General features: G+C 66.4%; 24 protein-coding genes and 1 pseudogene. 17 read left to right on the plus strand and 8 right to left on the minus strand.

Annotation, left to right across the window (positions count from 1 at the left end; genetic code table 11):
* Positions 1-1,191, plus strand: a 1,191-nt coding sequence (locus D7Y11_RS20475) for a hypothetical protein (protein WP_126934544.1), incomplete at its 5' end; no start/stop codon positions are given.
* A gap of 96 nt (positions 1,192-1,287) precedes the next feature.
* Positions 1,288-1,884, plus strand: a complete 597-nt coding sequence (locus tag D7Y11_RS20480; protein WP_126934545.1) for a hypothetical protein — start codon at positions 1,288-1,290, stop codon at positions 1,882-1,884.
* A gap of 955 nt (positions 1,885-2,839) precedes the next feature.
* Here the strand turns inward: D7Y11_RS20480 and D7Y11_RS20485 are convergent.
* Positions 2,840-5,962, minus strand: a complete 3,123-nt coding sequence (locus tag D7Y11_RS20485) for an NACHT domain-containing NTPase (protein ID WP_158641970.1) — start codon at positions 5,960-5,962, stop codon at positions 2,840-2,842.
* A 103-nt stretch (positions 5,963-6,065) separates the two neighbouring features.
* Here D7Y11_RS20485 and D7Y11_RS20490 point away from each other — a divergent pair, with 103 nt between their 5' ends.
* From D7Y11_RS20490 to D7Y11_RS20515, 6 genes and pseudogenes are all read left to right on the plus strand, one after another.
* Positions 6,066-6,359: a transposase gene (locus tag D7Y11_RS20490; protein WP_126934547.1), complete on the plus strand. Its 294-nt coding sequence runs from the start codon at positions 6,066-6,068 to the stop codon at positions 6,357-6,359.
* A 118-nt stretch (positions 6,360-6,477) separates the two neighbouring features.
* Positions 6,478-6,738 (plus strand): transposase, encoded by a 261-nt coding sequence (locus tag D7Y11_RS20495; protein ID WP_158641971.1) that lies wholly within the window; start codon positions 6,478-6,480, stop codon positions 6,736-6,738.
* A 41-nt stretch (positions 6,739-6,779) separates the two neighbouring features.
* A complete protein-coding gene (locus tag D7Y11_RS20500; protein ID WP_126934549.1) occupies positions 6,780-7,094 on the plus strand; it encodes a hypothetical protein in 315 nt (104 codons plus the stop codon).
* Between the two features lie 4 nt (positions 7,095-7,098).
* On the plus strand, positions 7,099-7,464 hold the full coding sequence (gene tnpB / locus D7Y11_RS20505) for an IS66 family insertion sequence element accessory protein TnpB (protein ID WP_126934550.1): 366 nt from the start codon (positions 7,099-7,101) through the stop codon (positions 7,462-7,464).
* Positions 7,465-7,514: 50 nt separating this feature from the next.
* Positions 7,515-9,008, plus strand: coding sequence for an IS66 family transposase (locus tag D7Y11_RS20510; protein ID WP_126934562.1), 1,494 nt, complete (start codon positions 7,515-7,517; stop codon positions 9,006-9,008).
* A gap of 205 nt (positions 9,009-9,213) precedes the next feature.
* Positions 9,214-9,636 (plus strand): annotated as a pseudogene (locus tag D7Y11_RS20515) (IS5 family transposase); the annotation flags it as partial.
* A gap of 129 nt (positions 9,637-9,765) precedes the next feature.
* On the opposite strand, the gene D7Y11_RS20520 reads toward D7Y11_RS20515, so the two are convergent.
* On the minus strand, positions 9,766-11,370 hold the full coding sequence (locus tag D7Y11_RS20520) for a sigma 54-interacting transcriptional regulator (protein ID WP_233607343.1): 1,605 nt from the start codon (positions 11,368-11,370) through the stop codon (positions 9,766-9,768).
* Positions 11,371-11,603: 233 nt separating this feature from the next.
* Here D7Y11_RS20520 and D7Y11_RS20525 point away from each other — a divergent pair, with 233 nt between their 5' ends.
* The 4 genes from D7Y11_RS20525 (at position 11,604) to D7Y11_RS20540 (ending at position 14,602) form a co-directional block, all read left to right on the plus strand.
* Positions 11,604-12,158 (plus strand): peroxiredoxin, encoded by a 555-nt coding sequence (locus tag D7Y11_RS20525; protein ID WP_120557013.1) that lies wholly within the window; start codon positions 11,604-11,606, stop codon positions 12,156-12,158.
* A 6-nt stretch (positions 12,159-12,164) separates the two neighbouring features.
* Complete coding sequence (locus D7Y11_RS20530) at positions 12,165-12,692, plus strand: carboxymuconolactone decarboxylase family protein (RefSeq protein ID WP_126934552.1); 528 nt, start codon at positions 12,165-12,167, stop codon at positions 12,690-12,692.
* A 113-nt stretch (positions 12,693-12,805) separates the two neighbouring features.
* Positions 12,806-13,288: a DNA starvation/stationary phase protection protein Dps gene (dps, locus tag D7Y11_RS20535; RefSeq protein ID WP_120577982.1), complete on the plus strand. Its 483-nt coding sequence runs from the start codon at positions 12,806-12,808 to the stop codon at positions 13,286-13,288.
* Between the two features lie 39 nt (positions 13,289-13,327).
* On the plus strand, positions 13,328-14,602 hold the full coding sequence (locus D7Y11_RS20540) for a pyridoxal phosphate-dependent aminotransferase (protein ID WP_120577983.1): 1,275 nt from the start codon (positions 13,328-13,330) through the stop codon (positions 14,600-14,602).
* Between the two features lie 25 nt (positions 14,603-14,627).
* Here D7Y11_RS20540 and D7Y11_RS20545 read toward each other — a convergent pair whose 3' ends face one another.
* The gene (locus D7Y11_RS20545) at positions 14,628-15,320 is read right to left on the minus strand and encodes an SIMPL domain-containing protein (RefSeq protein ID WP_126934553.1); all 693 of its coding nucleotides are present in this window, start codon (positions 15,318-15,320) and stop codon (positions 14,628-14,630) included.
* Positions 15,321-15,402: 82 nt separating this feature from the next.
* On the opposite strand from D7Y11_RS20545, the gene D7Y11_RS20550 reads away from it, so the two are divergent.
* The 4 genes from D7Y11_RS20550 (at position 15,403) to D7Y11_RS20565 (ending at position 19,015) form a co-directional block, all read left to right on the plus strand.
* Entirely contained in the window at positions 15,403-16,653 is a 1,251-nt protein-coding gene (locus D7Y11_RS20550) for an MFS transporter (RefSeq protein ID WP_120577985.1), read from the plus strand.
* Between the two features lie 135 nt (positions 16,654-16,788).
* Positions 16,789-17,580, plus strand: a complete 792-nt coding sequence (locus D7Y11_RS20555; RefSeq protein WP_120577986.1) for a hypothetical protein — start codon at positions 16,789-16,791, stop codon at positions 17,578-17,580.
* Positions 17,581-17,756: 176 nt separating this feature from the next.
* On the plus strand, positions 17,757-18,509 hold the full coding sequence (locus D7Y11_RS20560; RefSeq protein ID WP_121754444.1) for a hypothetical protein: 753 nt from the start codon (positions 17,757-17,759) through the stop codon (positions 18,507-18,509).
* Between the two features lie 146 nt (positions 18,510-18,655).
* Positions 18,656-19,015, plus strand: a complete 360-nt coding sequence (locus D7Y11_RS20565; protein WP_120577988.1) for a GFA family protein — start codon at positions 18,656-18,658, stop codon at positions 19,013-19,015.
* Positions 19,016-19,025: 10 nt separating this feature from the next.
* On the opposite strand, the gene D7Y11_RS20570 is transcribed toward D7Y11_RS20565, so the two are convergent.
* The 5 genes from D7Y11_RS20570 to D7Y11_RS20590 form a co-directional block, all read right to left on the minus strand.
* Positions 19,026-19,469, minus strand: coding sequence for a hypothetical protein (locus D7Y11_RS20570; RefSeq protein ID WP_121754443.1), 444 nt, complete (start codon positions 19,467-19,469; stop codon positions 19,026-19,028).
* 32 nt (positions 19,470-19,501) lie between these two features.
* Positions 19,502-20,653: a zinc-dependent alcohol dehydrogenase gene (locus D7Y11_RS20575; RefSeq protein ID WP_121754442.1), complete on the minus strand. Its 1,152-nt coding sequence runs from the start codon at positions 20,651-20,653 to the stop codon at positions 19,502-19,504.
* Between the two features lie 81 nt (positions 20,654-20,734).
* Entirely contained in the window at positions 20,735-21,430 is a 696-nt protein-coding gene (locus D7Y11_RS20580; RefSeq protein WP_199753753.1) for a DNA-3-methyladenine glycosylase, read from the minus strand.
* Between the two features lie 53 nt (positions 21,431-21,483).
* Positions 21,484-21,972 (minus strand): hemerythrin domain-containing protein, encoded by a 489-nt coding sequence (locus tag D7Y11_RS20585; RefSeq protein ID WP_120577991.1) that lies wholly within the window; start codon positions 21,970-21,972, stop codon positions 21,484-21,486.
* An 81-nt stretch (positions 21,973-22,053) separates the two neighbouring features.
* On the minus strand, positions 22,054-23,568 hold the full coding sequence (locus D7Y11_RS20590) for an FAD-dependent oxidoreductase (RefSeq protein WP_126934554.1): 1,515 nt from the start codon (positions 23,566-23,568) through the stop codon (positions 22,054-22,056).
* Positions 23,569-23,794: 226 nt separating this feature from the next.
* Here D7Y11_RS20590 and D7Y11_RS20595 point away from each other — a divergent pair, with 226 nt between their 5' ends.
* Entirely contained in the window at positions 23,795-24,013 is a 219-nt protein-coding gene (locus D7Y11_RS20595) for a hypothetical protein (RefSeq protein WP_120577993.1), read from the plus strand.

Below are 24,013 nucleotides of genomic sequence, written 5' to 3' on the forward strand. Positions count from 1 at the left end.
CCCCAGCAGGGCGGCCCGCGCCCCACGCCGGGCAGCTACCCCACCGCCGCGGACATGGCGAACATCGCCGCGATGCAGGACCCCGTCGCGCGCAACCTGGCCATCACCCAGGGCTACCACGACCTGTCCGACGCCATGGGCACGCTCCTGGGCAAGGAGAACGCCAACTGGTCCACCTTCGCCACCTGGGCCTCGAAGCAGGCCGGCGTGAGCATCCGCCAGGAGGACATGCCCAAGCCCTTCGTGGACGCCCTCAAGGGCGGCGGAGTCGTGGGCGAGGCCATGTCCAAGGTGGACGACCTGCTGCGCAAGCTGGGCCTGCCCGCCATGCCCACCGGCGACATCGCCAAGGCCGGCGCGGACGCGCTCAACACCGTCAGCAAGGCCATTGGCGACGGCAACCAGTTCGTCTTCAAGGAGGTGGGCCACGAGTTCGCCCGCTTCGTGGAGACCTTCCAGGGTGACACCCAGCTGGACCCCGCGAAGCTCCAGCAGTACCTGGATGGCTTCCCCTCGGACAAGCCGCTGCTCAAGGAAGCCTTCGGCACCTACGCGCAGGTCATGTTCGAGAAGGACCCGAACAAGAAGGCCGAGATGATGCTCCGGGCCAACGACACCGTGGGCCTGCATGAGCAGACCCAGCTCCAGGGCTTCGTGGAGAAGGCGCTCAACGCCCCGGTGAAGGAGATCTTCGCCAACATCCTCAAGAAGAGCATCGAGGCGGGCGCCAACGCCCTGCCCTTCCCCGCCAACCTCGCCGCCAAGGCCGCCATCAAGACGGGCGCGGTGGACCTCGTCGTCAACCCGCTGGTGGACAAGCTGGCCGGAGTGTTCCGGGGCATCGCCACCGAGCACATGATGAAGCTCGCGGTGCCCGGCGGCGCGCTGAAGCTGGGCAACGACTTGCCGCCCCCCGCCGGAATGGAGTCCACGCTCTTCCCGCCGCACCTGCGCACCATCGAGGATCCGAAGCTGAAGGAGCTCCTGGGCCGGCTGGACAAGACGCCCGACAGCCTCACGGGCACCGCCGCGAAGGACTGGAGCAAGCTGGACCAGCGGATGAACTACATCGTGGACCTCTTCCGTTCGCGCCAGTCGGATCCGCACCTCTTCGACCAGCCCTTCGGCAAGGAGGCCCACTACCCCGTGGCGCCGTCCAAGCCGCGCCCGGTCGCACCCGCGGTGTCGTAGTCCCTGCTCCCACCCATGGGAGATTGTTCGCCGCCGTGAATTCTCAGCGGCGGACTGCGTCCATCAAGGCATCCGACGCACTTGATGGAGCCCCCCATGTCGAAGTCGAAATGGCTGCTGGCAACGATGGCGCTGTCCCTCCCGGCACTGGCTCACGCAGGCGGTCCCCGCGGCAACAACCACGAGCAGTCCCGTGACCGTCAGGAGCTGAGGCAGGACGCGCGCGAGACCCGCGATGATCATCAGGACCTGCGCCAGGTGGAGTCGCTGCTCTCCCGCTACGACTCCGCCCGTGGCCGCGCCGCGCGCCGCGACCTGCTCCAGGTGGAAGAGGACCTGCGCCGCTACGTGTCGTCGGAGCTGAACGAGACCCGCCGCGAGCTGTCCCAGGACAAGCAGGAGGCCCGCTCCAGCGCCCGCGAGGTGCGCCACGACGGCAACCGCTACGACGACCGCAAGGACCACCGCGACGACGTGCGCGACGCCCGCCAGGAGTCCCGTGCCCTGCAGCAGACGCGCTCCATCTCCCAGGAGCTCAACAACCTCTACGGCCGGATGGACAGCGGCAGCCTCAGCCGCAAGCGCATGCTCATCGCCGACCTGGTCCAGCTCGCCCGCACCGAGACGGCGCAGAACCGCCAGGAGACGCGCGAGGACCGCCGCGAGGCCCGCGAGGACAGCCGCTGGCATTAACCCAGGGCTCGTTTGACGTTTTCGTCGAGGATTAATCTTCTCCAGGGATGAGCAAAGGGCATCCCACTCCGGAGAAACTACGTCGGGCCATCCAGGACGAGGGCCTATCGTACGCGCAGATTGCCCACCTGATAGGCGTTGCATGGTGACGATCAGCCGCGTCCTGCGGTTGCACTGAGAGACAGGAGACGTCGTCCCGTGCCGCCGCCGAAAGGCGACGGCAACTTCTCGCCCATTCTGGGAAAGGTGGCTACCGAGATTAAGCGGCTGGTGGCCCAAAAGCCGGACGCGACGGTACGTAAGCTGATGGCGGAATTGACGGCCCGCACGGGCATCGCCACCGTTCGGCCCGCCATGCAAAGGGCCCTGCATCGACTGGGCTTCTCACACAAAAAAGTCCTTCGCCGCCTGCGAATGCGACGCGCCGCCAAACATCTGGCGCAGGTGCGTCCTCACCGTGCTCCTGAGCACCGTGGACGTGCGGCGACTCGGCTTTCTCGACGAGTCCTTCTGCGGTACATCCATGGCGCGCGAGTACGGTTGGGTTCCGGTAAGCAAACGCGCCCGAGGCGTGCGCCCTGGGGGCGCTAGACGACCTTGACGTTGGTAGGCGCCATCCGCTTGGGGTGCACGCCCAAGTTGAGGCCCCATCGAGGGGCCATCAATGGGCGCATTTTCGCCCGCTTCGTCCGCCAGCGCCTTGGCGCCCACAAGGTACACAGTGAGAGCAAGGCGGTCGGAACCTGCGTGGTGTACCTGCCCACCTATAGCCCTGACTTCAAGGCCATCGAGCTGTAGTGGGCGGACCTGAAGCGCCAGCTTCGCCGAATTGCTCTTCGGGCCATCGAGAACTGGTGCGGACGATGAGGCATCTACGCGCGGCCACTCAGCTCGCAAAGCTCGCAGCTTGGTTCCGCCACTACCTCACCGTCCTTCAACTCAACTGTTCCCAGCGTTAGTCCTGGTCGTTCTTGCGAGGAGCTCTGCGACCCGGACCACTGCGGCGATTGCGTCTATATACGTCTTTCAATAGCGCATCAATGAAGCGAGACTTCTCATTTGTTGCGGCTATCAACTCTCTGCCGGTGTCGCGAAGCACCTCGGGCTCACGTAGGCATAGGCTCGAAGAGATCGAGGTAATGAGATCATCAATCTCCACACCCTTGAGCGCAAGTTCTTCTTTGAGGTCGTCGAGAAAATGATCGTAATTCATTATTTTCATCCGAGGGTAGCGACCGTTTTCTTCTTGCGAAACCATCCCGGCCTCCGCCAAACGATGCAGCAGCCGCTCAAACACTTCTCGAACTCTATCCATAAGATGCCCGGCGAAATGCGAGGTTGAGGGAAGCCTTCGGCGGCGCGAATTGACACCAGGCCTGCCTGCTTGGCCTTCTTGTTCAGAGACGACGCCGGAGTCAACAACTGCAAGCAGCGTGCAAAGCAGCGCAGCGCGAGACGTAAGCGTGAAAGCAATATCCCTGGCCGCCTTTATCTCCTGGATAAGATTGCTTTCATAGCCTTCGATACCAGAAAGAAGACCGAGCTGAACTGGAAGGCCAAAATCTCTCCCAGCCGCGATTCCATTTTTCTTGGGGAGCCGTGTGCATTTAAAGAGACGACGAGCAAGACCTTCGTCAACTTGGACCCCACCGGCAGACATCAGAAATAGCCACCGCCACATCCCTCCATCCACCGGCTCAAGCATGAACGAAACTGACCTTAGAGAGTCTTCAACAGTTGTCTCGCGTAGACGTTCGGCCGCAGTTGAACCAATCAACACCACAGATGCGGCAAGATTGGCTCCTACCTCCAATGAATTCCGCCCATACCGAAACTTCTGATGCGCCTCTTCATACAGAGACAGCAGTCTGCCTTCGATAACGAGTCTATATATCTCCTGCGTGCGATTGAGTATATTACTTAGTCCTGGCAAAAACAGTTGGCGGTCAGGCTGGTCGTCGACATTCTCGCCACGCATGAAGTACCGAAAACCACCCAACATTGGACGCAACATGTCCTCTACTTCGACCGGCAAGAGTCGAGGACCAAAACAGGCCAAGAGTCTCTTTGCCGCATCTTCTGTTGATTGATGCCAAGTCTCGCCTCCGGAAACATCCTCGACACGATGCACCACCGCATCAAGGTCCTGTCCTATTGATTCCGCAACAAGAAATTCAGCAAAACTCTTATGAACAAACTCAAATCCCGTCTCCTCCCCTTTCTTGATCTCAGGAGCATTTACAACTGCCACCTCCGTGAGCTCACTTAGCATTACCTCCTCGTGCTTCGGAAAAAGCTTGCGCACAATAGGAACGACGGTCTCAACCTCAAGGGTGTCTGTTGTGCGGATGTACATTTCCCAGGCAATTGCACGCAGAAATTTCCGCATTGCCTCTGGCTCAAGCCAACCTCGGCCGACGGTCTGGGTCGTTTGGCGACGCGAGGTCTCCGCAAGTATTGAACGATATAGATATGCCTTTTCAATGATTTTAGCTTTAGGATCTCCCACTGACATGCGGCCGGCTGTGTGGAGCTGCGCGATGAGATGCAAGGTCAGAGGCCAAGTGGCGAGCTGATGGAGCGCTCCTTGTGAGTTCGTCTTCCTCTCCGACGAATCAAGCATTGCCTCCGGGTAGAACGAAGCGCCCAATCCAGACGAAAACACAGTCCGCCATCGACTGCCCCATGCCGTGACACGTTCTTTGTCGAATGGAAGAACGGTGAGCACATGAGAGCCGCGCGGCAAGCCCGTTCCTCCAGGAAACAAGGTATCCCGACCCGATATGATGAATTTTGCGTTACGCAAAGGCCCGTGACTGGCTGCGTCCAAAAGCGATGCAAAGAACGTTTTGAGCTTTGTCTTACTGGCCATGACCAGTTCGTCAAAACCGTCCATGATCAAGATTAGATTGGGCACGGCATGCAGGTCGGAGAGCTTGCTGATTGCATCTTCGGCAACAAGGTGCTCTTCGATGAATGCTGTCACATCTGCGCCTTCCCTTTGGCGGCGAAGGCGGAGAAAGACGGGATGCATATTGGAATCGCGTGCCAACTCACTTGCAATCATCCGGCAAAGAGTCGACTTACCAGATCCAGGGCCACCGCTCAAAATAATGAGGTCTGTTTCTTCCAGCCGAGTGCTTACGAGAGCGCCAATCAGTCGACCAACATCTGGAACTATTTCAGGAGTATCTGCTGTGCCCAACAGGCCCGCGCGATGGTATCGGACCCGAGGAGCCACAAACACTCGGCTAACACCAAAATCCTCGTTATACATGGTATCTTTTTGATCTGGAAGCGCACGAAGATAATTTCGATACCTTTGCCATCTAGCTGGGCGAAAATCCGCCTGAGTGACTTCCGACTTCCATCCCTCCAAGGCTTTTCCGATGGCTGTCAATTGACTCAGGATTGATTCGCTAGTTTGGCTTTCTTGCTCCAAGGCAAGGTAGTTTCTCATCCATGTCGCCAGCGGATCGGATTTCGCCAACGAGACGCGAAATCGCTCTCGAGCTTCCGCCATTACTGCCCCAGCCAACTTTGAGGCTTCTTGAATGTTTAGGCACTCGAGTGTGGACGACAGCCATTCTTGATACGCACCATAGAGAGCTAACTGCTTGTCCGTTGGTGCGACCGTGTAATGGAACCGTAACTCTGCCTCTCCAATGGCTGCAGCTCTTTCAGACACAGTGCGCGTGAACTGCTCTACCCCCCTGAAGTCCAGCGCCAAGCCAGACAACCCATGCAACGCCTTGGAAAGCTCTTGATTCTTAGCAATGGACTCAACAATAGTTCTCTGCACGAGCGTATAATATGCCAACCTAAAACGCTCGTATGTGGTTTCAAGTGGAAGGCTCCCGGCCTTTTCTGGCTCCAATCGCTCCAAGACTTTCGAGAAAGACTTGACACCAGCCGCTGCGGCCGCAAGCAATGCTGAGCCGATGGCTAGAGGGGTGGGGGTTGTTAACGCCAAAAGAACGGTTGGGAATGCAATGGCAGTTGCGAATTCCTTTATAATGTCGGCGTCTGTTGCGAGGTTCTTCGCAAGGGAGTCGCTAGCGCGCTTTGCGTTAATCATTTGAATGAATCCAGTTGGTTGGGTCTCTGGTGCAGCATAGAGCCTATAGGAACTTAGAGCCTGTTGAAATGGAGCGAGCGGGCCAGGGCGTTGAAGGAACAAGATGGCCGACCTGCCAATGCCCACGCGCACGCCGTATCCGAGCGACCTGACGGACGAACAGTGGGCGCACATTGAGCCGTTCGTTGGGCCCGTGGGAGGTGGACCCAAGGACCAAGTGCACCCGCGCCGCGAAGTGGTGAATGCCATCCTCTACGTGACGCGGACGGGCGTGCAATGGCGCTTTCTGCCGCACGACCTGCCCGACTGGCAAAGCGTCTACCACTACTTCCGGCTGTGGAAGAAGGACGGCACTTGGAAGCGCGTGCACGATGCGCTGCGCGGCAAGGTACGCTAGGAGCTGTCCCTGATCTCCGGCCCGAAATTCAACTTGGTGGATCAAACACCGGCGTTGGACCCGGCCTTGAGGGGCATATGAGGTTGCCAGCCAGAGTCAGACATGATCAACGCTGGCTGTGCGCCGACATGAACTGAGCGATGCCGAGTGGAGCCGCATCAAGCCCTTGCTGGGCTCGCGTAGCGGCCCACCCTCGAAGCGAGGGGACCGCGACTTCATCAACGCCGTCATCTGGCGCGTGAAGACAGGGGTGCAATGGCGGGACCTTCCGGAGCGATTCGGCCATTGGAAGACCGTCTACAACCGCTTCCACCGCTGGGCGCAAGCTGGGCGCTGGGAAGCCATCTTCAGTAACCGTCCGGCCAACGACGTGCCGTGAGGGATTGCCGGGGGCGCGGCGCACAGCGGACGCTTCCATGCATGGCGAAGCAGGTGGAGAAGCCGGAGTGGGCGCGCGTCGCGGAAGCGTTCGAGGCCAGCGGTTTGACGCAGCGGCAGTTCGCACAGCAGCGCGGCGTGAAGCTGAGCACGTTGCAGTCGTGGGTGTACCGAAGCCGACGGGCCGCGTCGTCACACGCCGAGCCGGTGCGGCTGTTGCCGGTGCAGGTGGCTGAGCCTGTCGCCGATGAGGCGTCGGTGCTGGAAGTGGTGGCCGCGGGCGGAGCGCGAGTGAGATTCGTCGTGGGCACCGACGTAACGTACGTGGCGCTTCTCGTCGCGGCGCTGGGGCGGTGAGGCGGTGTTCTCTCTGCCTGCGTCGGTGCGCGTGGTGCTGGCGACGGAGCCGGTGGACATGCGCAAGTCCATCGACGGATTGATGGCCTTGGTGCGCACGGCGTGGGGCGAGGACGTCTACTCGGGGCACCTCTTCGCCTTCGTCTCGCGGCGGGGCGACCGCATCAAGGTGCTGACGTGGAGTCGGGGCGGCTTCGTGCTGCTCTACAAACGGCTGGAGACGGGAAGATTCCGCCTGCCCCGCGTGGAGGAGGAAGCGACGTGCGTGGAGCTGGACGCCACGCAATTGGCGATGCTGCTGGACGGCATCGACGTGGCCCAGGTGAAGCGGCAACCCGCCTGGACGCCTCCCGGGCGCACGGGCAGCTGAGACGGACTGGGGACACCGGGACGGGCCGTTATTCGAGAGTGCCTCGCGTGCTGCCCCAGAACCACTTCTGCCCCTGGCGGGAAGAAGCCGAGGAACTCAAAGCCGAGGTGGGCCGAATCGGCGGAGAGCTGGACACCCTCAAAGGGCAGATGGCGGCGCTGCAACGCCACGTCTTCGGCCGCAAAACCGAGCGGATGCCGTCCGTCGCCAGCGAGCTGCGCCAGGCCGCGGCGAGCCCCGCGTCGAAAGCAGCGCGGGACGAGGCGGCCCTGCGGACACGGCGCGAGCGTGCGGCCCACAGGGCCGAGGAGGCCCCCAGTCGCGAAGTCCGGCATCTGGTGCCACCCGCGGCCCGGCGCTGTCCCTCGTGCGGCAGCGAGGACTTGAAGCCGCTGGGCGCGGGCCGCACCTCGGTGGTGTACGAGTACGTACCCGCCTTCTTCGAGCGCCAGGTGCACGTGCAGGAAGTCCTCGCGTGCGCCTGCGGCCAGGGCGTGGTGACGGCCCCCGTGCCCGCCAAGGTGGTGGACAGGGGCGAGTACGGCCCGGGCTTCCTGGCGCACGTGGTGACGTCCAAGTGCGCCGATGCCATGCCTCTGCACCGGCTGGCGCAGCGGATTGAAAGAGCCAGTGTGCCCATGAGTCGCAGCACGCTGACGGACCTCTTCCACCAGGCCGCTTCGGTGCTCCTGCCGCTCTCGTCGCACCTCCTGCAAGTCATTGCGGCCGCCGAGGTGGTGTGGGCCGACGAGACGCCCATGCGCGTGCTGGACGTGAAGAAGACAAAGCAAGGCTACCTCTGGACTTTCCTCGCCCAGACGCAGCAGGGCGAGTGGCTGCTGGGCTATCGCTTCAGCCTGGGCCGAGCGGGCAAGACGCCCACGGACGTCTTGGGCGGCACCCGGGGCGCCCTCGTGGTGGATGCGTACACGGGCTACAATGCGGTGACGCTGCCCGAAGGCCGCGTGCGTGTGGGCTGCTGGGCCCACGTGCGCCGCCGCTTCTTCGAGGCGCTGCCCACCGCGCCCGAGGCCCGTGAGGCCCTGGACTTCATCCTCGCCCTCTACCGCGTGGAGGCGCAGGCCCGCGATGCGGGCCTCGTGCGGACCGACGCCCACCGCGAGCTGCGAATGCAGCTCAGCGCACCTGTCCTCGCCGCGCTGCGCACCTGGCTGGAGAAACAGACCCCGCTCCACCTACCGAAGGGGCCGCTGGGGCAGGCTCTCTCCTACGCCCGAAAACAGTGGGACGCCCTCACGCGATTCGTCTCCGATGAGCGCCTGCCCTTGGACAACAACCGCAGCGAGGCGGCGCTGCGCAAAGCGGCCCTGGGAAGGAAGAACTTTCTCTTCGTCGGCCACGAGGCCGCGGGGCAGAACCTCGCAGGCCTCTACGCCCTCGTCGCCACCTGCGAGGCCAACGGCGTCAATCCCGAGACGTACCTCGCCGACGTGCTGCTGCGCGTCCAGACACACCCGCATGCGCGCATCGGCGAGCTGCTGCCGCACGAATGGAAGCATCTGCGCGCCGCCGACTCTTCCTGACGCCACCTCACCACGGCATCTCTCCCCGCTGGGACTCGCGGTGCCCGCCGAGCACGGCCGAGGCTTGCCTTCAAGCTCGCCGACACGTCATTGGCCGGACGGTTACCATCTTCAAGGCCCTGCGACTTCCTGAGGATGAGCTCGGCTCGCTGGCAGACGCCTCCGTCGTCCGGGCGCATCAGGACGCCTCGGGCGGAAAAGGGGGGTCCGAAGCAATGCTCTGGGGCGTTCTCGAGGAGGTTTTTCGACGAAGGTTCACGCCGTCACAACGACGGGCGGTAAGCCGCTCCACCTCGCGCTGACGGCCGGACAGCAGCATGAGTCCACGATGGCCGAGGAACTGCTGGTGCACGCCGAAGGCGACGCCTTCATCGCGGACACCGCCTATGACGCCGAGCGCATTCGCGCCAACGCCCAGAAGGTGGGGATGAAGCCCGTCATCCATCCCCATCCCAGCCGGAAGCAGGCTCCACCTCTGGACCGAACCCTCTACCGGCTGCGCTACCGGGTGGAGTGCTTCCTCCACGACCTCAAATGCTTTCGCGCCGCTGCCACCCGTTACGACAAGACAGAGACCTGCTACCTCGCCGTCCTGCACGTCGCCTCCATGCTTCTCTGGCTGCGTTAATCAGGGACAGCCCCTAGCGGTTCTCTACGTGTTGCGCGGCGCGGCAGACGTCCTCCACTGACGTAGATGCTTCCATCATCTTGCAATGGTGATCGTGAATGACGGTGGCGTTCACATTCCACCACACCGTCACGCGTCCTCGGCGGCGGTGAAGCCCTCCAGCCGCTCGATGCCCAGCTTCTTCATCCGGCTCTGCAGCGTGGACGGCTTGAGCCCCAGCAGCGCCGCCGCGCCGCCTTCACCATAGACGCGGCCCCGGGTGAGCGTGAGCACGCGCAGGATGTGCTCGCGCTGCACCGCCGCCAGCGTGGCCACCTTCGCCCCCGCGGGCAGCGGCGCCGGGGTCTCCTCCACCGACACCGGGCCCGGCACCTCCCGCGCGCGCTCGCCGTTCGCCAGGTCGAAGGACTGCGCCGTCAGCTCCTGGCCGCGCGTGAGGATGGTGGCGCGCTCCAGCGCGTTCGCCAGCTCGCGCAGGTTGCCCGGCCAGTCGTAGGACGCCAGCCGCGTCAGCCCTGACGCCGTCACCCGCATGCCCCGCCGGCCCGTGCGCTTCGCCTGCTCCTCCAGGAGGAACGCGGTGAGCTGCGGCAGGTCCTCGCGCCGCTCGCGCAGGGGCGGCAGCCTCAAGGGGAAGACGCTCAGACGATAGAAGAGGTCCTCGCGGAAGCGCTTCTGCGCGATGGCCTGGTGCAGGTCCACGTGCGTCGCCGCGAGGATGCGCACGTCCGCCCGCACCGTCTTGTCACTGCCCACGGGCTCGAACGACTTCTCCTGGAGCGCGCGCAGCAGCTTCGCCTGCAGCTCCACCGGCAGTTCGCCAATCTCATCCAGGAGCAGCGTGCCTCCGTGCGCCATCTGGAAGCGGCCCGCCCGGTCGCGGTTCGCGCCGGTGAAGGCTCCCTTCACGTGGCCGAACAGCTCGCTCTCCAGCAGGCCCGCGGGAATGGCCGCGCAGTTGAGCGACACGAAGGGCTGATCCGCCCGCGCGCTCCAGCGGTGGATGGCCCGCGCCAGCCGCTCCTTGCCCGTGCCCGTTTCACCGGTAATCAGCACGGGCGTGTCCGTCTCCGCCACCTGACGCGCGCGCAAGGACAGGTCGCGCATCACCGGACTCAGGGACGTCTCCAGGATGCCTTCGGAGTCCCCGCCCAGCTGCGACTCCAAGAGCTTCGCGTGCTCGTGGTCCTGACGGTGCAGCCGCTCCGCCGTCGCGCGCTGCTCCGCGCCCTGGAGCGCGGTCGCCAGCATCTGGCCGTAGACCTCCACCAGGTCCACCACCGGCTGCGCGTACGTCTCACACTGCACGCGGTCCAGCGTCAGCACGCCGTAGCAGCGCTCCCCCGCGCACAGCGGAACCACCATGCACGAGTGCCCCGCGGGCAGGTCCAACACCCCGTCGAACGGGTCGCCATCCCCGTGCGAGTGGTCCTCCTCCGTGAAGGCCCGTGCCCGCCGAGTCTCCAGCGCCTGCTTCAGGGATGGGAAGTCCGCCAGCTGCAGCGAATGCTTGCGCACCGCCTGGTTCGCGAGCGGGCCGCGCGCCGCCACCGCCTCCAGCCGCCCCTCCTTGAGGAGGAACAGCGTGGCCAGGTCGAAGGGCACCACGCGGGACACCCAGTCCAATCCCCGACGGAGCAGCTCTCCCACCCCTTCTTCGGTGGTTGCCAGCTCGACCAGCTCCCGAGCATCCTGCGTCACTTCCGGGTGGCGCCCCATCAGTTCATCCGGCATGTGTTAGCGATAATAGCGGCCCACCGAAATTGCAGTGGCGAAAGGCACCGGGATTTCGTTATTCACCAGCCCGGCGTCACCGCCCCGCCGGTGCGAATCTCAGGGGGAGCTGTAACCTCCTGGAATCAGGGCAGTTGATGCGCTGGCACGGTGGCTGCTTTACCCGGTAGCAACTCATCACCTCTGGGGTGGACCACGGTGGCCCGCCCCCCATCCCCAAGGAGTCGAATCCCATGCTGACCGTTGGCGACAAGCTTCCGAACTTCAAGCTGAAGGGCACCGTGAGCCTGGAGAAGAACAAGGAGTTCCAGGACATCTCCAACGACACGTACAAGGGCAAGTGGACCGTCCTGTTCGCGTGGCCGAAGGACTTCACGTTCATCTGCCCGACGGAGATCGCGGAGTTCGGCAAGCACAACAAGGACTTCCAGGACCGCGACGCGCAGGTGCTGGGCCTGTCCACCGACAGCGAGTTCGTGCACCACGCGTGGCGCACGCACCACCCGGACCTGAAGAACCTGCCCTTCCCCATGCTGGCGGACATCAAGCGCGAGCTGTCCAGCGCGCTGGGCATCCTGCACAAGGAAGAGGGCGTGGCCCTGCGCGCCACGTTCATCGCGGACCCCGAGGGCATCATCCGCCACGTGTCCGTGAACGACCTGTCCGTGGGCCGCAACGTCAAGGAGACCGTCCGCACGCTGGACGCGCTCCAGACCGACGAGCTGTGCCCGTGCAACTGGCAGAAGGGTGAGGAGACGCTCACCACGAAGCTGCAGAAGGCGGGGTAAGGCACCATGGCTTCGCTCGAAGTCGTCCGCAGCGAGCTTGCGGACGCCCACAAGGACACCCGCCTCAACCTCTCCGCGGTCCTGGAGAGCACGACCCTCACCCCCGAGCAGCGCTGGGGGACGGCCGTGGCATGCGCCTTCGCCGCCCGGAACGAGCGGCTGAAGGAGGCCATGCTGAACGAGGCCAGGCAGGCACTGGGCGACAAGGCCACGCCGGTCATCGAGGACGCGCGTGCCGCAGCCTCGCTGATGGCGATGAACAACGTCTTCTACCGGTTCCGTCACATGATCGGGAAGGAGTCGTACGCGACCAAGCGGGCCGGGCTGCGGATGAACCGGCTGGCCCAGGTGCTGACCAACAAGGTGGACTTCGAGCTGGTCTGCCTCGCGGTCAGCGCCATCAACGGCTGCGAGATGTGCATCCAGTCGCATGAGAAGGTCGTGCTGGAAGGCGGCCTGAGCGAGGAGCACGTGCACGATGCGGTCCGCATCGCGAGCGTCATCCACGCGGCGGCGGTTGGACTGGAGTCCTAGTCCCCTCGTCGTTATCTCTGAGTTGTGATTGGCGCCCTCCGGTGGATGACACCGGGGGGCGCTGTCTTTTCTCTTCCGACGTCCCACCCTTCACCGAAAGGAACGTGTTCGTCATGGCCCTCTACAAGAGCCCGAGTCCCCTGTCCGAACAGGCCCGCACCGCCATCTCCGCCACCCTCAACGAGCGGCTCGCGGATGGGTTGGACCTGCACTCGCAGATCAAGGTCGCCCACTGGAACATCAAGGGCCCGCAGTTCGCCGCGCTGCACCCGCTGTTCGAAACGTTCGCGGTGAGCCTGGCCAACCACAACGACTCCATCGCGGAGCGCGCGGTGACGCTGGGCGGCCGCGCGTACGGCACCAGCCGCCACGTGGGCACGCACAGCCGCCTGCCAGAATATCCGCAGGAGACCTCGCGCGACCTGGAGCACGTGAAGCTGCTGGCCGAGCGCATCGAGGTGTACCTGGGCGGCCTGCGTGAGAGCCGCACGGCGGTGGAAGGACTCAAGGACACGGACACGGTGGACCTCTTCACCGGCATCATCACCGAGTTCGAGAAGCACGCCTGGTTCCTCCGGGCCTCCCTGGAAGGCTAGGGGCTGCGCCGAAGCAGGGGGCGCGCTAGCGTGTAGTCCGTGAGCGACAGCGTCCCCCTGCATGCGTTTCGCACCGTGCCCCGCACGGGCGTCATCTTCGTCACCGCCGAGGCCACTCGCCGCGGCTACCGTCCCGGTGACCCGGAGTGGTGCAACCTGGGCCAGGGTCAGCCGGAGACGGGGGATTTGCCCGGTGCTCCGTCGCGCGTGCACTCGGTGACGGTGGACATGGCGGACCAGGAGTACGCCCCCGTCGCGGGCCTCTGGGAGGTACGGGAGGCCATCGCGGGGCTCTACAACCGGCTCTACCGCAAGGGGATGTCCAGCCAGTACAGCGCGGAGAACGTCTGCCTGTCCGGCGGCGGCCGCGCGGCCCTCACCCGCGCCGCGGCGAGCCTGGGCAGCGTGAACCTGGGGCACTTCCTCCCGGACTACACCGCGTACGAAGAGCTGCTGGACGTCTTCAAGGCTTTCACCGCCATCCCCATCCTGCTGGAGGGCGAGCGCGGCTACGCCTTCACGCACGACGACCTGCGCCGGGAGATTCAGGGGCGCGGGCTGTCCGCCCTGCTCTTCTCCAACCCGTGCAACCCCACCGGCAAGCTGGTGCAGGGCGAGGAGCTGGCGCGGTGGGTGGGCGTGGCGCGCGAGCTGGAGTGCTCGCTGCTCATCGACGAGTTCTATTCGCACTACATCTGGACGGGCCGCCCGGGCGTGCTGCCGGTGGAGAGCGCCGCCCGGTACGTGGAGGACGTGAACCGCGACCCGGTCATCCTCTTCGACGGGCTCACCAAGAACTGGCGCTACCCGGGCTGGCGCATGACGTGGACGGTGGGACCCAGGCAGGTCATCGACACGGTCGCCAGCGCGGGCAGCTTCCTGGACGGCGGCGGCAGCCGGCCCCTGCAGCGCGCGGCGATTCCGCTGCTCCAGGAGGACGCGGTGGTGGCGGAGACGCGCGCCATCCACCACACGTTCCGGGAGAAGCGGGACCGGTTCCACTCCCGGCTGGAGCGGCTGGGCATCCGCACGGACCGCGCGCCGGACGGGACGTTCTACGTCTGGGGCAACTTGTCCGGGCTGCCCGCGCCGCTCAACGACGGCATGGCCTTCTTCCGCGCCGCGCTGGAGCACCAGGTCATCACCGTGCCCGGTGAGTTCTTCGACGTGAACCCCGGCAAGCGCCGCGCGCGGGCGTCGCGCTTCCGCAACTACGTGCGCCTGTCCTTCGGCCCGTCGTGGGAGACGCTGGACAAGGCGCTCCTGCGGCTGGAGTCGCTCGTGCTCAAGCACACGCCCGGCGCCATGCCGTGAAGTCGAAGCTCCGGCCCCGAGCGACTCAGGACTCGGGGGCCGGGTGCGTCTGGAACTCCGCGGTGGCCATCACGTGCACCTTCTTGCGGTGGGACACGGGGAAGCCCAGCGAGGCCGTCCGCTTCACGCTGTAGCTGCCCGACGGGGCCATGGGCATCACGTCCTCGTTCCCGCCTCCGTAGGCGCCGCCGTGGTTCCCGAAGGCCCGCGACTCCCAGGTGCGCTCGGAGAATCGGTGCAGCCCGGCCACCGTCACGCCCAGCCCGGCGGCCACGCGGCGCGCCTTCTTCACCGACTCGCGGGCCAGCGCCTCCAGCCAGTCCTGCCGGGCCTCCGGCTCGTGCGTGTAGCCCCACTTGAGCTCGCGCAGCGTCGCCTGCTTCAGGCCGGACAGCGCGGCGAGCACGTCCCCCACCCGGGCCATGTCCACCAGGCGGATGCGCACCGTGTAGAGGGCGGACGAGGAGCGCGTGAGCAGCCCCTCCTGGGTCTCCGCCTGCACCGACTGGAGGGTGAAGGCCGAGGCCTGCACGCCCAGGTCCTCCATGAGGCGCACCAGCGCGGCCACCTCCTTCGCGTTGGCGAAGGCCGCGTTGCCGGTGAAGAACGAGGACGCCTTCACATCCACCACCGCGTCCACGTGGTCCGCCTCCAGTTCGTGCTCGGCGGACAGCTCCACGACGATGATTCCCGACTCGGTTGCGGCTCGCTCCGACATGCGACTCCCTGGGAGTGACTGGAACGGCGAGTATAGGCCCACGACTCAGGCCAGGGGGCGTGCCTATGCTCGCGCCACGACCATGCGACGCATCCCGTCCCGGCTGTGGCTGTTGTGCGCGCTGTACTTCGTGCAGGGGCTGCCTTTCGGCTTCCAGGTGACGGCGCTGCCCGTCTACCTGCGCACGCGCGGCGTGTCTCTGGCAGCGCTGGGGTTCGCGGGCGCGCTGTCGCTGCCATGGATGCTCAAGGCGCTGTGGGCCCCGCTGGTGGACCGCTACGGCTCCGCGCGCATCGGGCGCAGGCGTTCGTGGATTCTCCCCATGCAGGCGGGCCTGGCCCTCGCATGCGCGGGGGCGGCCTTCGCGGCGGGGCAGGACTCGCTGCCGCTGCTGTTGAGCCTCATCTTCGTGATGAACCTCTTCGCCGCGACGCAGGACATCGCGGTGGACGGCCTGGCGGTGGACCTGCTGCGTCCGGAGGAGCTGGGCCTGGGCAACACCGCGCAGGTGGTGGGCTACAAGCTGGGCATGCTCACCGGGGGCGGTCTCCTGGTGTGGGCAAGCGCGAGCATCGGGTGGTCCGGGCTGTTCCTCGTCATGTCGGCGCTGTGCCTGACCGTCTTCACCATCGTCCTCTTCGTGCGCGAGCCGCCTCCGCGCGAAGCCGAAGGCCCCGAGTCCGCGAAGCTGGACTGGCCCGCGCTCTGGGCCCGCATCAAGTCCGCGCTCACCGTGCCGGGCACCGGGTGGCTCTTGCTCTTCATCGGCACGTACAAGCTGGGCGAGACGATGTCCGACGTCCTCTACAAGCCCTTCCTCGTGGACGCGGGCTTCACACCGGCGCGCATCGGCCTGTGGGTGGGCACGTGGGGCACCGCCGCGTCGCTCCTGGGGTCCACGTGCGGTGGGCTCCTCGCCGCGCGATTGCCGCTGCTGCGCGCGGTGGCCCTCACCGGAACGCTGCGCCTGTTGCCGCTCGCGGGGCGGTGGCTGCTCACGCAGGCGGGCGTCAGCGACGCGGGCGTGCTGGGCGTCACGCTCACCGAGGAGTTCTTCGGCGGCGCGCTCACCACCGTGATGTTCGCGTTCATGATGTCGCGCACGGACCGGAGAATCGGCGCCACGCACTACACGCTGCTGGCCAGCGTGGAGGTCGCGGGCAAAGCGCCCGCGGGGCCACTGGCGGGCCTGCTCGCGGATCCGAAGTTCGGCAACCTGGGCTACGGGAACATGTTCCTCCTGGGCGTCGCGCTGTCCGCCGCGTTCCTCGCGCTGCTCGCGCCCCTGCGCCGCAACGTGCCCACGCCCGCGGCACCGCAGCCCGCATCGTGAAACATTCCAGCCTCGCGACACGCTGATTCACGCGCGTGAGCGCTGTCAGGGGAGCGTGGTACTGGCCACCGAGTCGTCCGCGGTGCCCCCCTTGAACGCGCGCCCGTGACACGGGCCGCGAATGAAGAGGTCCCCATGAAGACCCTGTCGATGACGTCGCTGCTGAGCGGTCTGGCCCTGTTCGCCGCTCCGGCGGCCTTCGCCTCGTCCACCACCAGCATCCCTGCCTTTGAAGCGAGCATCTCCACGGCGCAGGGCCCCTTGAGCCCCGGTGGCGCGACCATCCTCCGCTCGGAGCTCCGGACCGCGATGGAGGCGTTCATCTACGACACCGGCGGCCCCCAGGGCGTGGACAGCGCCGAGCGCGCCTACCTCACCACGCGCCTCAACGACACGCCGTTCCAGCAGTCGCTGACGGGCACCGCGGCGAAGTACTACGCGGACTTCTACGAGCTGAACGACGCGACCTTCACGAGCTACCCGCTGTACCAGGGCTCCGTCGCCGGCACCGCCGCGTCGCTGTTTGGCGCCACCGGTCCGCTGGCGTCCAACGCGGACATCCGGGAGGGCTACATCCCCAACGGCCAGGGCATCGCCAACCAGGCCACGCTGGGCACCGCGTTCACCACCTACTTCGAGCCGCCCGTCGGCCCCTTCCAGCCCATCACCGTGAAGGAGCTCATCGAGCGGCTTGGCACCACTTCCATCAAGGGCAGCACCCCCAGCGTGGACGAGGTGGAGGGCGCGGTGGCCTACATCACGCAGATTTCGCGCAACAGCAACCGGCTGTACGTCGCGGACTGGACCTGCCGCCGGTGCAGCTTTTCGCCGTGGAACACGCGGGGCTACGTCATCGCCGCGGTGAGCACGGACCGCCGCTTCGTGCGCATGGTCTCCGTGTGGACAGCGGACTTCGGGAACGACTGATGCGACGCACCGCCGCACAGCGGACGTCCTGAAACATTCCAGTCCCGCGACACGCTCTTTCACGAGCGTGTCACGAGCGCGCGTGTCACCGGAACCTCACGCCGGATGTGTCAGGGGAGCGTGGTACTGGCCAGCGCGTCGCTCGCGGTACTCCCCCTTGAATGAAGAGGCTCTCCATGAAGACCCTGTCGATGAAGTCGCTGGTGGGCGCCCTGATGCTGTTCTCCGCTCCGGCGTTCGCTGACTCCACCACCAGCATCCCCGCCTTCGAGGCGAGCATCACCGCCGCGAAGAGCGCCAGCAGCCCCGGCGGCACGACCGTCCTCCGCTCGGAGATCCGCAACGCGCTGGACGCGTTCCTCAACGACGTCGGCTATGGCGTGGACAGCGCCGAGCGCGCCTATCTCACCACCCGCCTCAGCGACACGCCCTTCCAGCAGTCCATGACGGGCACCGCGGCGAAGTACTTCGCGGACTTCCATGAGGTGAACGACACGCTCCTCACGGGCTACCCGCTGAACCTGTACCCCGTCGCCCAGACGCCCGCGGTGCTGTTCGGCGCCACCGGCTCGTTCTCTTCCGCGCGCATCTACGAGGGCTACATCCCCAACGGCCAGGGCGTGGCCAACCAGCAGACGCTGGGCGAGGCGTTCAGCAACGCCTTCGGTCCGCAGGCCAGCATCTTCGAGCCCATCACCGTGCGGGAGCTCATCGGGCAGCTCAGCGCGTACAGCTACAACGTGGACGAGGTGGAGGGCGCGGTGGCCTACATCACGGCGATTTCGCGCAACAGCAACCGGCTCTACAGGACGGGCTGGAGCTGCCGCGGGTGCGGCGCGCCGAGCTACACGCAGGGCTTCGCCATCGCGGCGGTGAGCACGGACCGCCGCTTCGTGCGGATGATGTCCGTGACGACGTACGCGGACTGACGTGACGCACCGCCGCAAGCGCGCCGGGACGTCACCTGCGCGCTTGCGGTCCCCGCCGCCTCCGTTCATTGATGCGCGTCACACGCACCGGGTGGGCGGAAGCGCGCTTCCGGCCCGGGCATCACGCAGCACCGGGAGGAAGCACCATGGCGGAGATGAAGACGTATACGGGTGGCTGCCACTGTGGACAGGTCCGCTACGAGGCGACCACGGACCTGGCGCAGGTGGTGAGCTGCAACTGTTCCATCTGCCACAAGATTGGCGCGGTGCTGACGTTCGTCCCGCCGGAGCAGTTCAAGTCCCTCTCCGGCGCGAACGTGGTGCAGACCTACCAGTTCAACAAGAAGGTCATCAACCACCTGCACTGCCCCACCTGCGGCGTGGAGTCCTACGCCACCGGCAAGGGCCCGGACGGCAAGGAGATGTTCGCCGTCAACCTGCGCTGCCTGGACGGCCTGGACCTGTCCACGGTCACGCCCTTCCCCTACAACGGCCGGGACGCGTAAGCGCCCCCGCTCACGCCCGGCGGCCCCGCCACATCAGGCCCCCTGCGACGAGGACCGCCGCGGAAGGAGCGGCCCACGGAAGGGACTTCCGCAGCCGGTGCTCCCAGACGTCCACCCGGTCCGCCAGCATCAGCAACATCCAGTGGCCGGGCTTGTGGTCGGGCTTCGCGTAGGCCGCTTTTCGCAGCAAGCCGCTCAGCCCCTTCGGAGGCTGGGCGGTGCCGAACACGGGCGGCATCTGCTTGCGGCCGGCGTGCTTGAACACCGGCACCTCCGCGTGCTGGAGCGCGATGGGCGCGCGAGCACCCGCCAGCGGCTTCGGCGCCGTCTCCATGGGGACGCCCGGACGGTTGGCGGGGTCCTGGTCCACGGCCGAAGTGGGGTTCGCTTTCGCCCGCGCCTTCGCGTGGCCGTTCTTCGCGCGGCTCGATTTCCGCGTCGTCTTCTGGGGCATGACGTGCCTCCTGTAATGGCGAGTGGTGTCTGTCAGGCGTGGCCGTGCGGCATGAGTACGCACTTCACGCACCCGTCCTGCTTCTGCGCGAACAGGTGGTAGGCGTCCGGCGCCTGCTCCAGCGGGAAGCGGTGGGTGATGATGCTCTTCGCGTCGATGCGGCCCTTCTGGATGTGCTCCAGCAGGTGCGGCATGTACCGGCGCGTGTTCGCCTGGTTCATCCGCAGCGTCAGGCCCTTGTTCATCGCGGTGCCAATGGGCACGAAGTTCCACGGGGGCCCGTACACGCCGATGATGGAGACGTTGCCGCCCTTGCGCACGGAGTTGATGCACCACTCGATGACGGTGGGCGCGCCGGCCTCCAGCTTCAGTCCCAGGCCCAGCACGCGGTGCGCGCGCGAGCCTTCCGCCTCCATGCCCACCGCGTCGATGCAGACGTCCGGGCCGCGGCCGTCGAACAGCTCCTTCAGGTGCAGGATGATGTCGCCCACCTCCTTGAAGTTCACCGTCTCCACGTTGGCGAACTTCCGCGCGAACTCCAGGCGGTACGGCACGTGGTCCACCGCCACCACGCGGCCCGCGCCCATCAGCCACGCGGACTTCATCGCGAAGAGGCCCACCGGGCCCGCGCCGAAGACGACGACCGTCTCGCCGCCCTTGATTTCGCCCATCTCCGCGGCCTGGTAGCCGGTGGGCAGGATGTCGGAGAGGAAGAGGACGGACTCGTCGTCCATGTCGTCCGGAATCTTCATGGGCCCCACGTCCGCGAAGGGCACGCGCACGTACTCCGCCTGCCCGCCGTCGAAGCCGCCCGTGGTGTGCGAGTACCCGTAGACGCCGGAGGCCACGTCGCTGCCGGGGTTGCTGTTCTCGCAGTTCCCGGTGAGGCCGCGCTGGCAGTAGAAGCAGGTGCCGCAGGAGATGTTGAAGGGCACCACCACGCGGTCGCCCTTCTTCAGCTGCGACACCTCCTTGCCCACCTCCTCCACCACGCCGGTGAACTCGTGGCCGAAGGTGCAGCCCACGCGCGTGTCCGGCACCAGGCCGTGCAAGAGGTGCAGGTCCGAACCGCAGATGGCGGCGCGGGTGACCTTGAGGACCACGTCCTGCGGATGCTCGATGCGCGGGTCCGGCTTCTGCTCCACCTGGACGCGATAGGGACCTTGGTAGGTGAGTGCACGCATGCGCGGGATTCCTCCGTCCCTAACGGGTGAGGACGCCCGCGCGCCAAGGCAAGGGACGGTGCGCTCCCGGCCCCTGCTCGGCTAGCCGCCCTCCGGCGGTGCGAAGGTGCCCACGGGCTTGTCCGCCGCCCGCCACAGGTACCAGCTCACCACGCTGCGATAAGGGCGCCAGCGCTCGCCGTACGCCAGCAGCGCCTTGGGCTTGGGCTGTTCCTTCAGGCCATGCAGCATCATGAAGCCCTTGCGCACGCCGAAGTCGTCCACGGGGAGGATGTCCGGCCGGCCCAGGCGGAAGATGAGCAGCATCTCCACGGTCCACTGGCCAATGCCGCGCACCTGCGTGAGGTGCTCGATGAGGTCCGCGTCGGACATGCGGCGCACGCGCGCGAGCGGCGGCACCGTGCCGTCCACCGTCTTGCGCGCCAGGTCCTGGATGGCCAGCAGCTTGTTCGCGGACAGGCCGGCCTCGCGCAGCGTGGCGTCCGGGAGCGCGAGCAGCTTCTGGGGCGTGAAGCCCTTGCCCTGCCCCACCCGCTCGCAGACGCGGCCGAAGATGGTCGCCGCCGCGCGGCCGTGGAGCTGCTGGTAGACGATGGAGTGCGCCAGCGCCTCGAAGGGGCTGTGCAGCGGGGACCGCTCGAAGCGGAACGGGCCAATCGTCTTGAAGAGCGTGCCCAGGATGGGGTCCGCGCGCACGAGGGCGCGGCGCGCGGCGGGCGTGAAGGCATCCGGCAGCAACACAGGGGTGGAAACAGGAGCGCGCGGCATGGGCCGCATGCTGCCCGGCCCCACGCCACGCGCAACCCCCGTGTTGCTTCGGACGCGCCGCGCTAGATGGGCGCGGCCCGCTCCGTCTCCTCGGGCACGTCGTTGCGGGGCTCGCCCTCCATCAGGGAGTCGTATTCCTCCTCCAACTGGATGCCCAGGTCCTCCAGCTGATCCTTGGTCAGGATCTTCCGCGCCGCCTTGAAGAGGTCCTTCTCCTCCTCCTCGACGTGGTGCTCCACCTGCTCCTGGAGGACCTTCATCTTCGCGTCGAACTCCTCGTCGGAGGGCTCCATGTCCAGCAGGTCCGCGATGAGGCGCTTGACGGCGAGGTGCTCCTCCACGGCCTCGCGCAGCTCGTCCTCCGTGTCGTCCTTCTTGATCGCCGGATACAGGTACAGCTCTTCAATCTTCGCGTGCGCGCCCAGCCGGTCGGCGATCTGCTCGAACAACTCCTGGCGCTGGTCGTCCGCGTGGTCCGCCAGCTTCTCGTACTTCTTGAAGAGCTTGGACACCTCTTCGTGCTGCTGCTTGATCAGTTCCAACGCGTTCATTCCCTGCCCCCTGAATGAAAGTGGATGTGCAGAGAGATGGGGGTGGGACCGCCCGAAAGGAAGCCCACCCGCACGCACTTCTCACTTCATCGGCAGCTTCACGGACGGCAGGTCCTTGAGCGCGGGGCCGTTGAGCACGCGCCCGGTGGGGCTGAAGCGGCCGCCGTGGCAGGGGCAGTCCCAGGAGCGCTCCGCGTTGTTCCAGTGCACGTGGCAGCCCAGGTGCGTGCACACCGGGGACACCGCGTGTGGCGTGCCGTTCTCCTCGCGGTAGACGGCCACCTTGCGGCCATCCACCTCCAGGATCTTTCCCTCGCCCGGCGCCACGTCCGCCAGGTGGTGTCCGTCCGGCCTGGCAAGCCGGTCCGCGACGAAGCGGAAGGCCACCTCCGCGTTCTCCTGGATGAAGTCCTTGGCGCCGGCCTTGGGCTTCACCCGGCCCGCGTCGTACAGCGCGGCGTAGGGGTTCTGGTTGCCGAGGATGAGGTCCGACAGCACCATGCCCGCGAGCGTGCCGAACGTCATGCCCGTGCCAGAGAAGCCCGTGGCCACGTACACGTGGCGGCTGCCCACGTTGCGGCCGATATAGGGCAGGCCGTCCGCGGACTCGATGACCTGGCCGGACCAGCGGTGCGTGATGCGCTTCACGGGGAAGCGGTCGCGCGTGTACGCCTCCAGCGCCGCGAAGCGCGCGGCGGTGTCCTCCTCGCTGCCGACCTTGTGGTCCTCGCCGCCCACGATGACGAAGGACACGCCGTCCACCCGCTGCGTGCGGACGTAGTGATACGGGTCGCGGCTGTCGTAGTACTGGCCCGGCTCCAGCGGTGCGTCCAGCGGGGCCGCCACCGCGTAGGTGCGGTACGGGTAGAGCTTGGTGTGCATGGCCACGCGGTTGAGCGGCGTGGTGGTGGCCTCCACCACCGCCTTCGCCGTCACGGTGCCCAGCTCCGTGACGACGCGGCAGGGCGTGCCGTCATGGATGTCCACGACCTTGGTGTTCTCGAAGAGGTGGCAGCCATCGCCGGGGATGCGGTCCGCGAGCGCGAGCAGGTACTGCCGCGGGTGGAACACCGCCTGGTCCTCCACGCGCAGCGCGCCCTTCACCGGGAAGGGCAGCGGCAACTCCTTCGTGTAGGACGCCAGCAGTCCGGCCTGCCGCGCCGCGGACACCTCGTGCAACAGGTCGCGCAGCTCGGCCTCTGTCTCCGCGTAGCGGAAGCCCGGCACGCGGGTGAAGCCGCAGTCGATGGCGAGCGTCTCCACCAGGGACGCAATCTGTTCAATGGCGGCGCGGCTGGACGACGCGGCCAGGTGCGCGCCCTTCTCACCGAAGTCCTTCAGGAGCGTGGTGTACGGCGTGTCCAGCAGCTCCGTGAGGTGCGCGGTCGTCTGTCCCGTCTGGCCGGAGAGGACGCGGTGCATCTCCAGCACGGCCACCTTCTTGCCGGCGCGCTTGAGCAGCCAGGCGGTCGTCAGGCCCGCGATGCCCCCGCCGATGATGGCCACGTCCACGTCCAGGTCGCCCGGCAGGGAGGGGAAGTCCCGGGGAAGCGTCGTCACCGTCCAGAGGGATTTGTGCTGGCGCTCTTCATTCATGCTGGAAGGCTAGGAATCCGCTTCCCAGGGCATAAGCCATGCCTGCCGAGCCCCGCCCGGCCGGTTGCCCAGCGCCGGGTGTATGCGACCCAACAGAGCTTCGCCCCGGGTGTTGGTCAGTCAGGGGCCGGGCGTGAACGGGGCTGGGGTGCGACGGCACCAGCGCGTTAGAACGGCCCTTGGACCCGAAGGTCCGCGCCGGGCGGACCCAAGGAGCATGCGCCGAATGCCCGTGGAACGCGTGGCTGGCGGGGCCAGCCTGGTGGACGTGCTGGACCGCCTGCTGGACAGGGGGTTGCGCTTCGACTCGCCGGCCCTGGAGGTCCTGGGCCGCCCCTCTTCTTTGGAGGGGGAGGCGCGCATCGTGGTGGCATTTTCGGAGGTCCGCACCGCAGACTCGCTGGAACGCGGTCGTTCCCCGCGTCCCCCTTCACCCGGAGCGTAA

Source organism: Corallococcus sp. AB018 (assembly GCF_003986945.1).
Taxonomy (GTDB): domain Bacteria; phylum Myxococcota; class Myxococcia; order Myxococcales; family Myxococcaceae; genus Corallococcus; species Corallococcus exiguus.

Coding starts and splice junctions, on each gene's coding strand:
- D7Y11_RS20485 (WP_158641970.1), bottom strand. CDS start 5,962: ATGATTAACGCAAAGCGCGCTAGCGACTCCCTTGCGAAGAACCTCGCA.
- D7Y11_RS20530 (WP_126934552.1), top strand. CDS start 12,165: ATGGCTTCGCTCGAAGTCGTCCGCAGCGAGCTTGCGGACGCCCACAAG.
- D7Y11_RS20560 (WP_121754444.1), top strand. CDS start 17,757: ATGAAGACCCTGTCGATGAAGTCGCTGGTGGGCGCCCTGATGCTGTTC.
- D7Y11_RS20480 (WP_126934545.1), top strand. CDS start 1,288: ATGTCGAAGTCGAAATGGCTGCTGGCAACGATGGCGCTGTCCCTCCCG.
- D7Y11_RS20525 (WP_120557013.1), top strand. CDS start 11,604: ATGCTGACCGTTGGCGACAAGCTTCCGAACTTCAAGCTGAAGGGCACC.
- D7Y11_RS20595 (WP_120577993.1), top strand. CDS start 23,795: ATGCCCGTGGAACGCGTGGCTGGCGGGGCCAGCCTGGTGGACGTGCTG.
- D7Y11_RS20520 (WP_233607343.1), bottom strand. CDS start 11,370: ATGCCGGATGAACTGATGGGGCGCCACCCGGAAGTGACGCAGGATGCT.
- D7Y11_RS20500 (WP_126934549.1), top strand. CDS start 6,780: ATGGCGAAGCAGGTGGAGAAGCCGGAGTGGGCGCGCGTCGCGGAAGCG.
- D7Y11_RS20490 (WP_126934547.1), top strand. CDS start 6,066: ATGGCCGACCTGCCAATGCCCACGCGCACGCCGTATCCGAGCGACCTG.
- D7Y11_RS20545 (WP_126934553.1), bottom strand. CDS start 15,320: ATGTCGGAGCGAGCCGCAACCGAGTCGGGAATCATCGTCGTGGAGCTG.
- D7Y11_RS20590 (WP_126934554.1), bottom strand. CDS start 23,568: ATGAATGAAGAGCGCCAGCACAAATCCCTCTGGACGGTGACGACGCTT.
- D7Y11_RS20580 (WP_199753753.1), bottom strand. CDS start 21,430: ATGCGGCCCATGCCGCGCGCTCCTGTTTCCACCCCTGTGTTGCTGCCG.
- D7Y11_RS20575 (WP_121754442.1), bottom strand. CDS start 20,653: ATGCGTGCACTCACCTACCAAGGTCCCTATCGCGTCCAGGTGGAGCAG.
- D7Y11_RS20585 (WP_120577991.1), bottom strand. CDS start 21,972: ATGAACGCGTTGGAACTGATCAAGCAGCAGCACGAAGAGGTGTCCAAG.
- D7Y11_RS20565 (WP_120577988.1), top strand. CDS start 18,656: ATGGCGGAGATGAAGACGTATACGGGTGGCTGCCACTGTGGACAGGTC.
- D7Y11_RS20570 (WP_121754443.1), bottom strand. CDS start 19,469: ATGCCCCAGAAGACGACGCGGAAATCGAGCCGCGCGAAGAACGGCCAC.
- D7Y11_RS20555 (WP_120577986.1), top strand. CDS start 16,789: ATGAAGACCCTGTCGATGACGTCGCTGCTGAGCGGTCTGGCCCTGTTC.
- dps (WP_120577982.1), top strand. CDS start 12,806: ATGGCCCTCTACAAGAGCCCGAGTCCCCTGTCCGAACAGGCCCGCACC.
- D7Y11_RS20550 (WP_120577985.1), top strand. CDS start 15,403: ATGCGACGCATCCCGTCCCGGCTGTGGCTGTTGTGCGCGCTGTACTTC.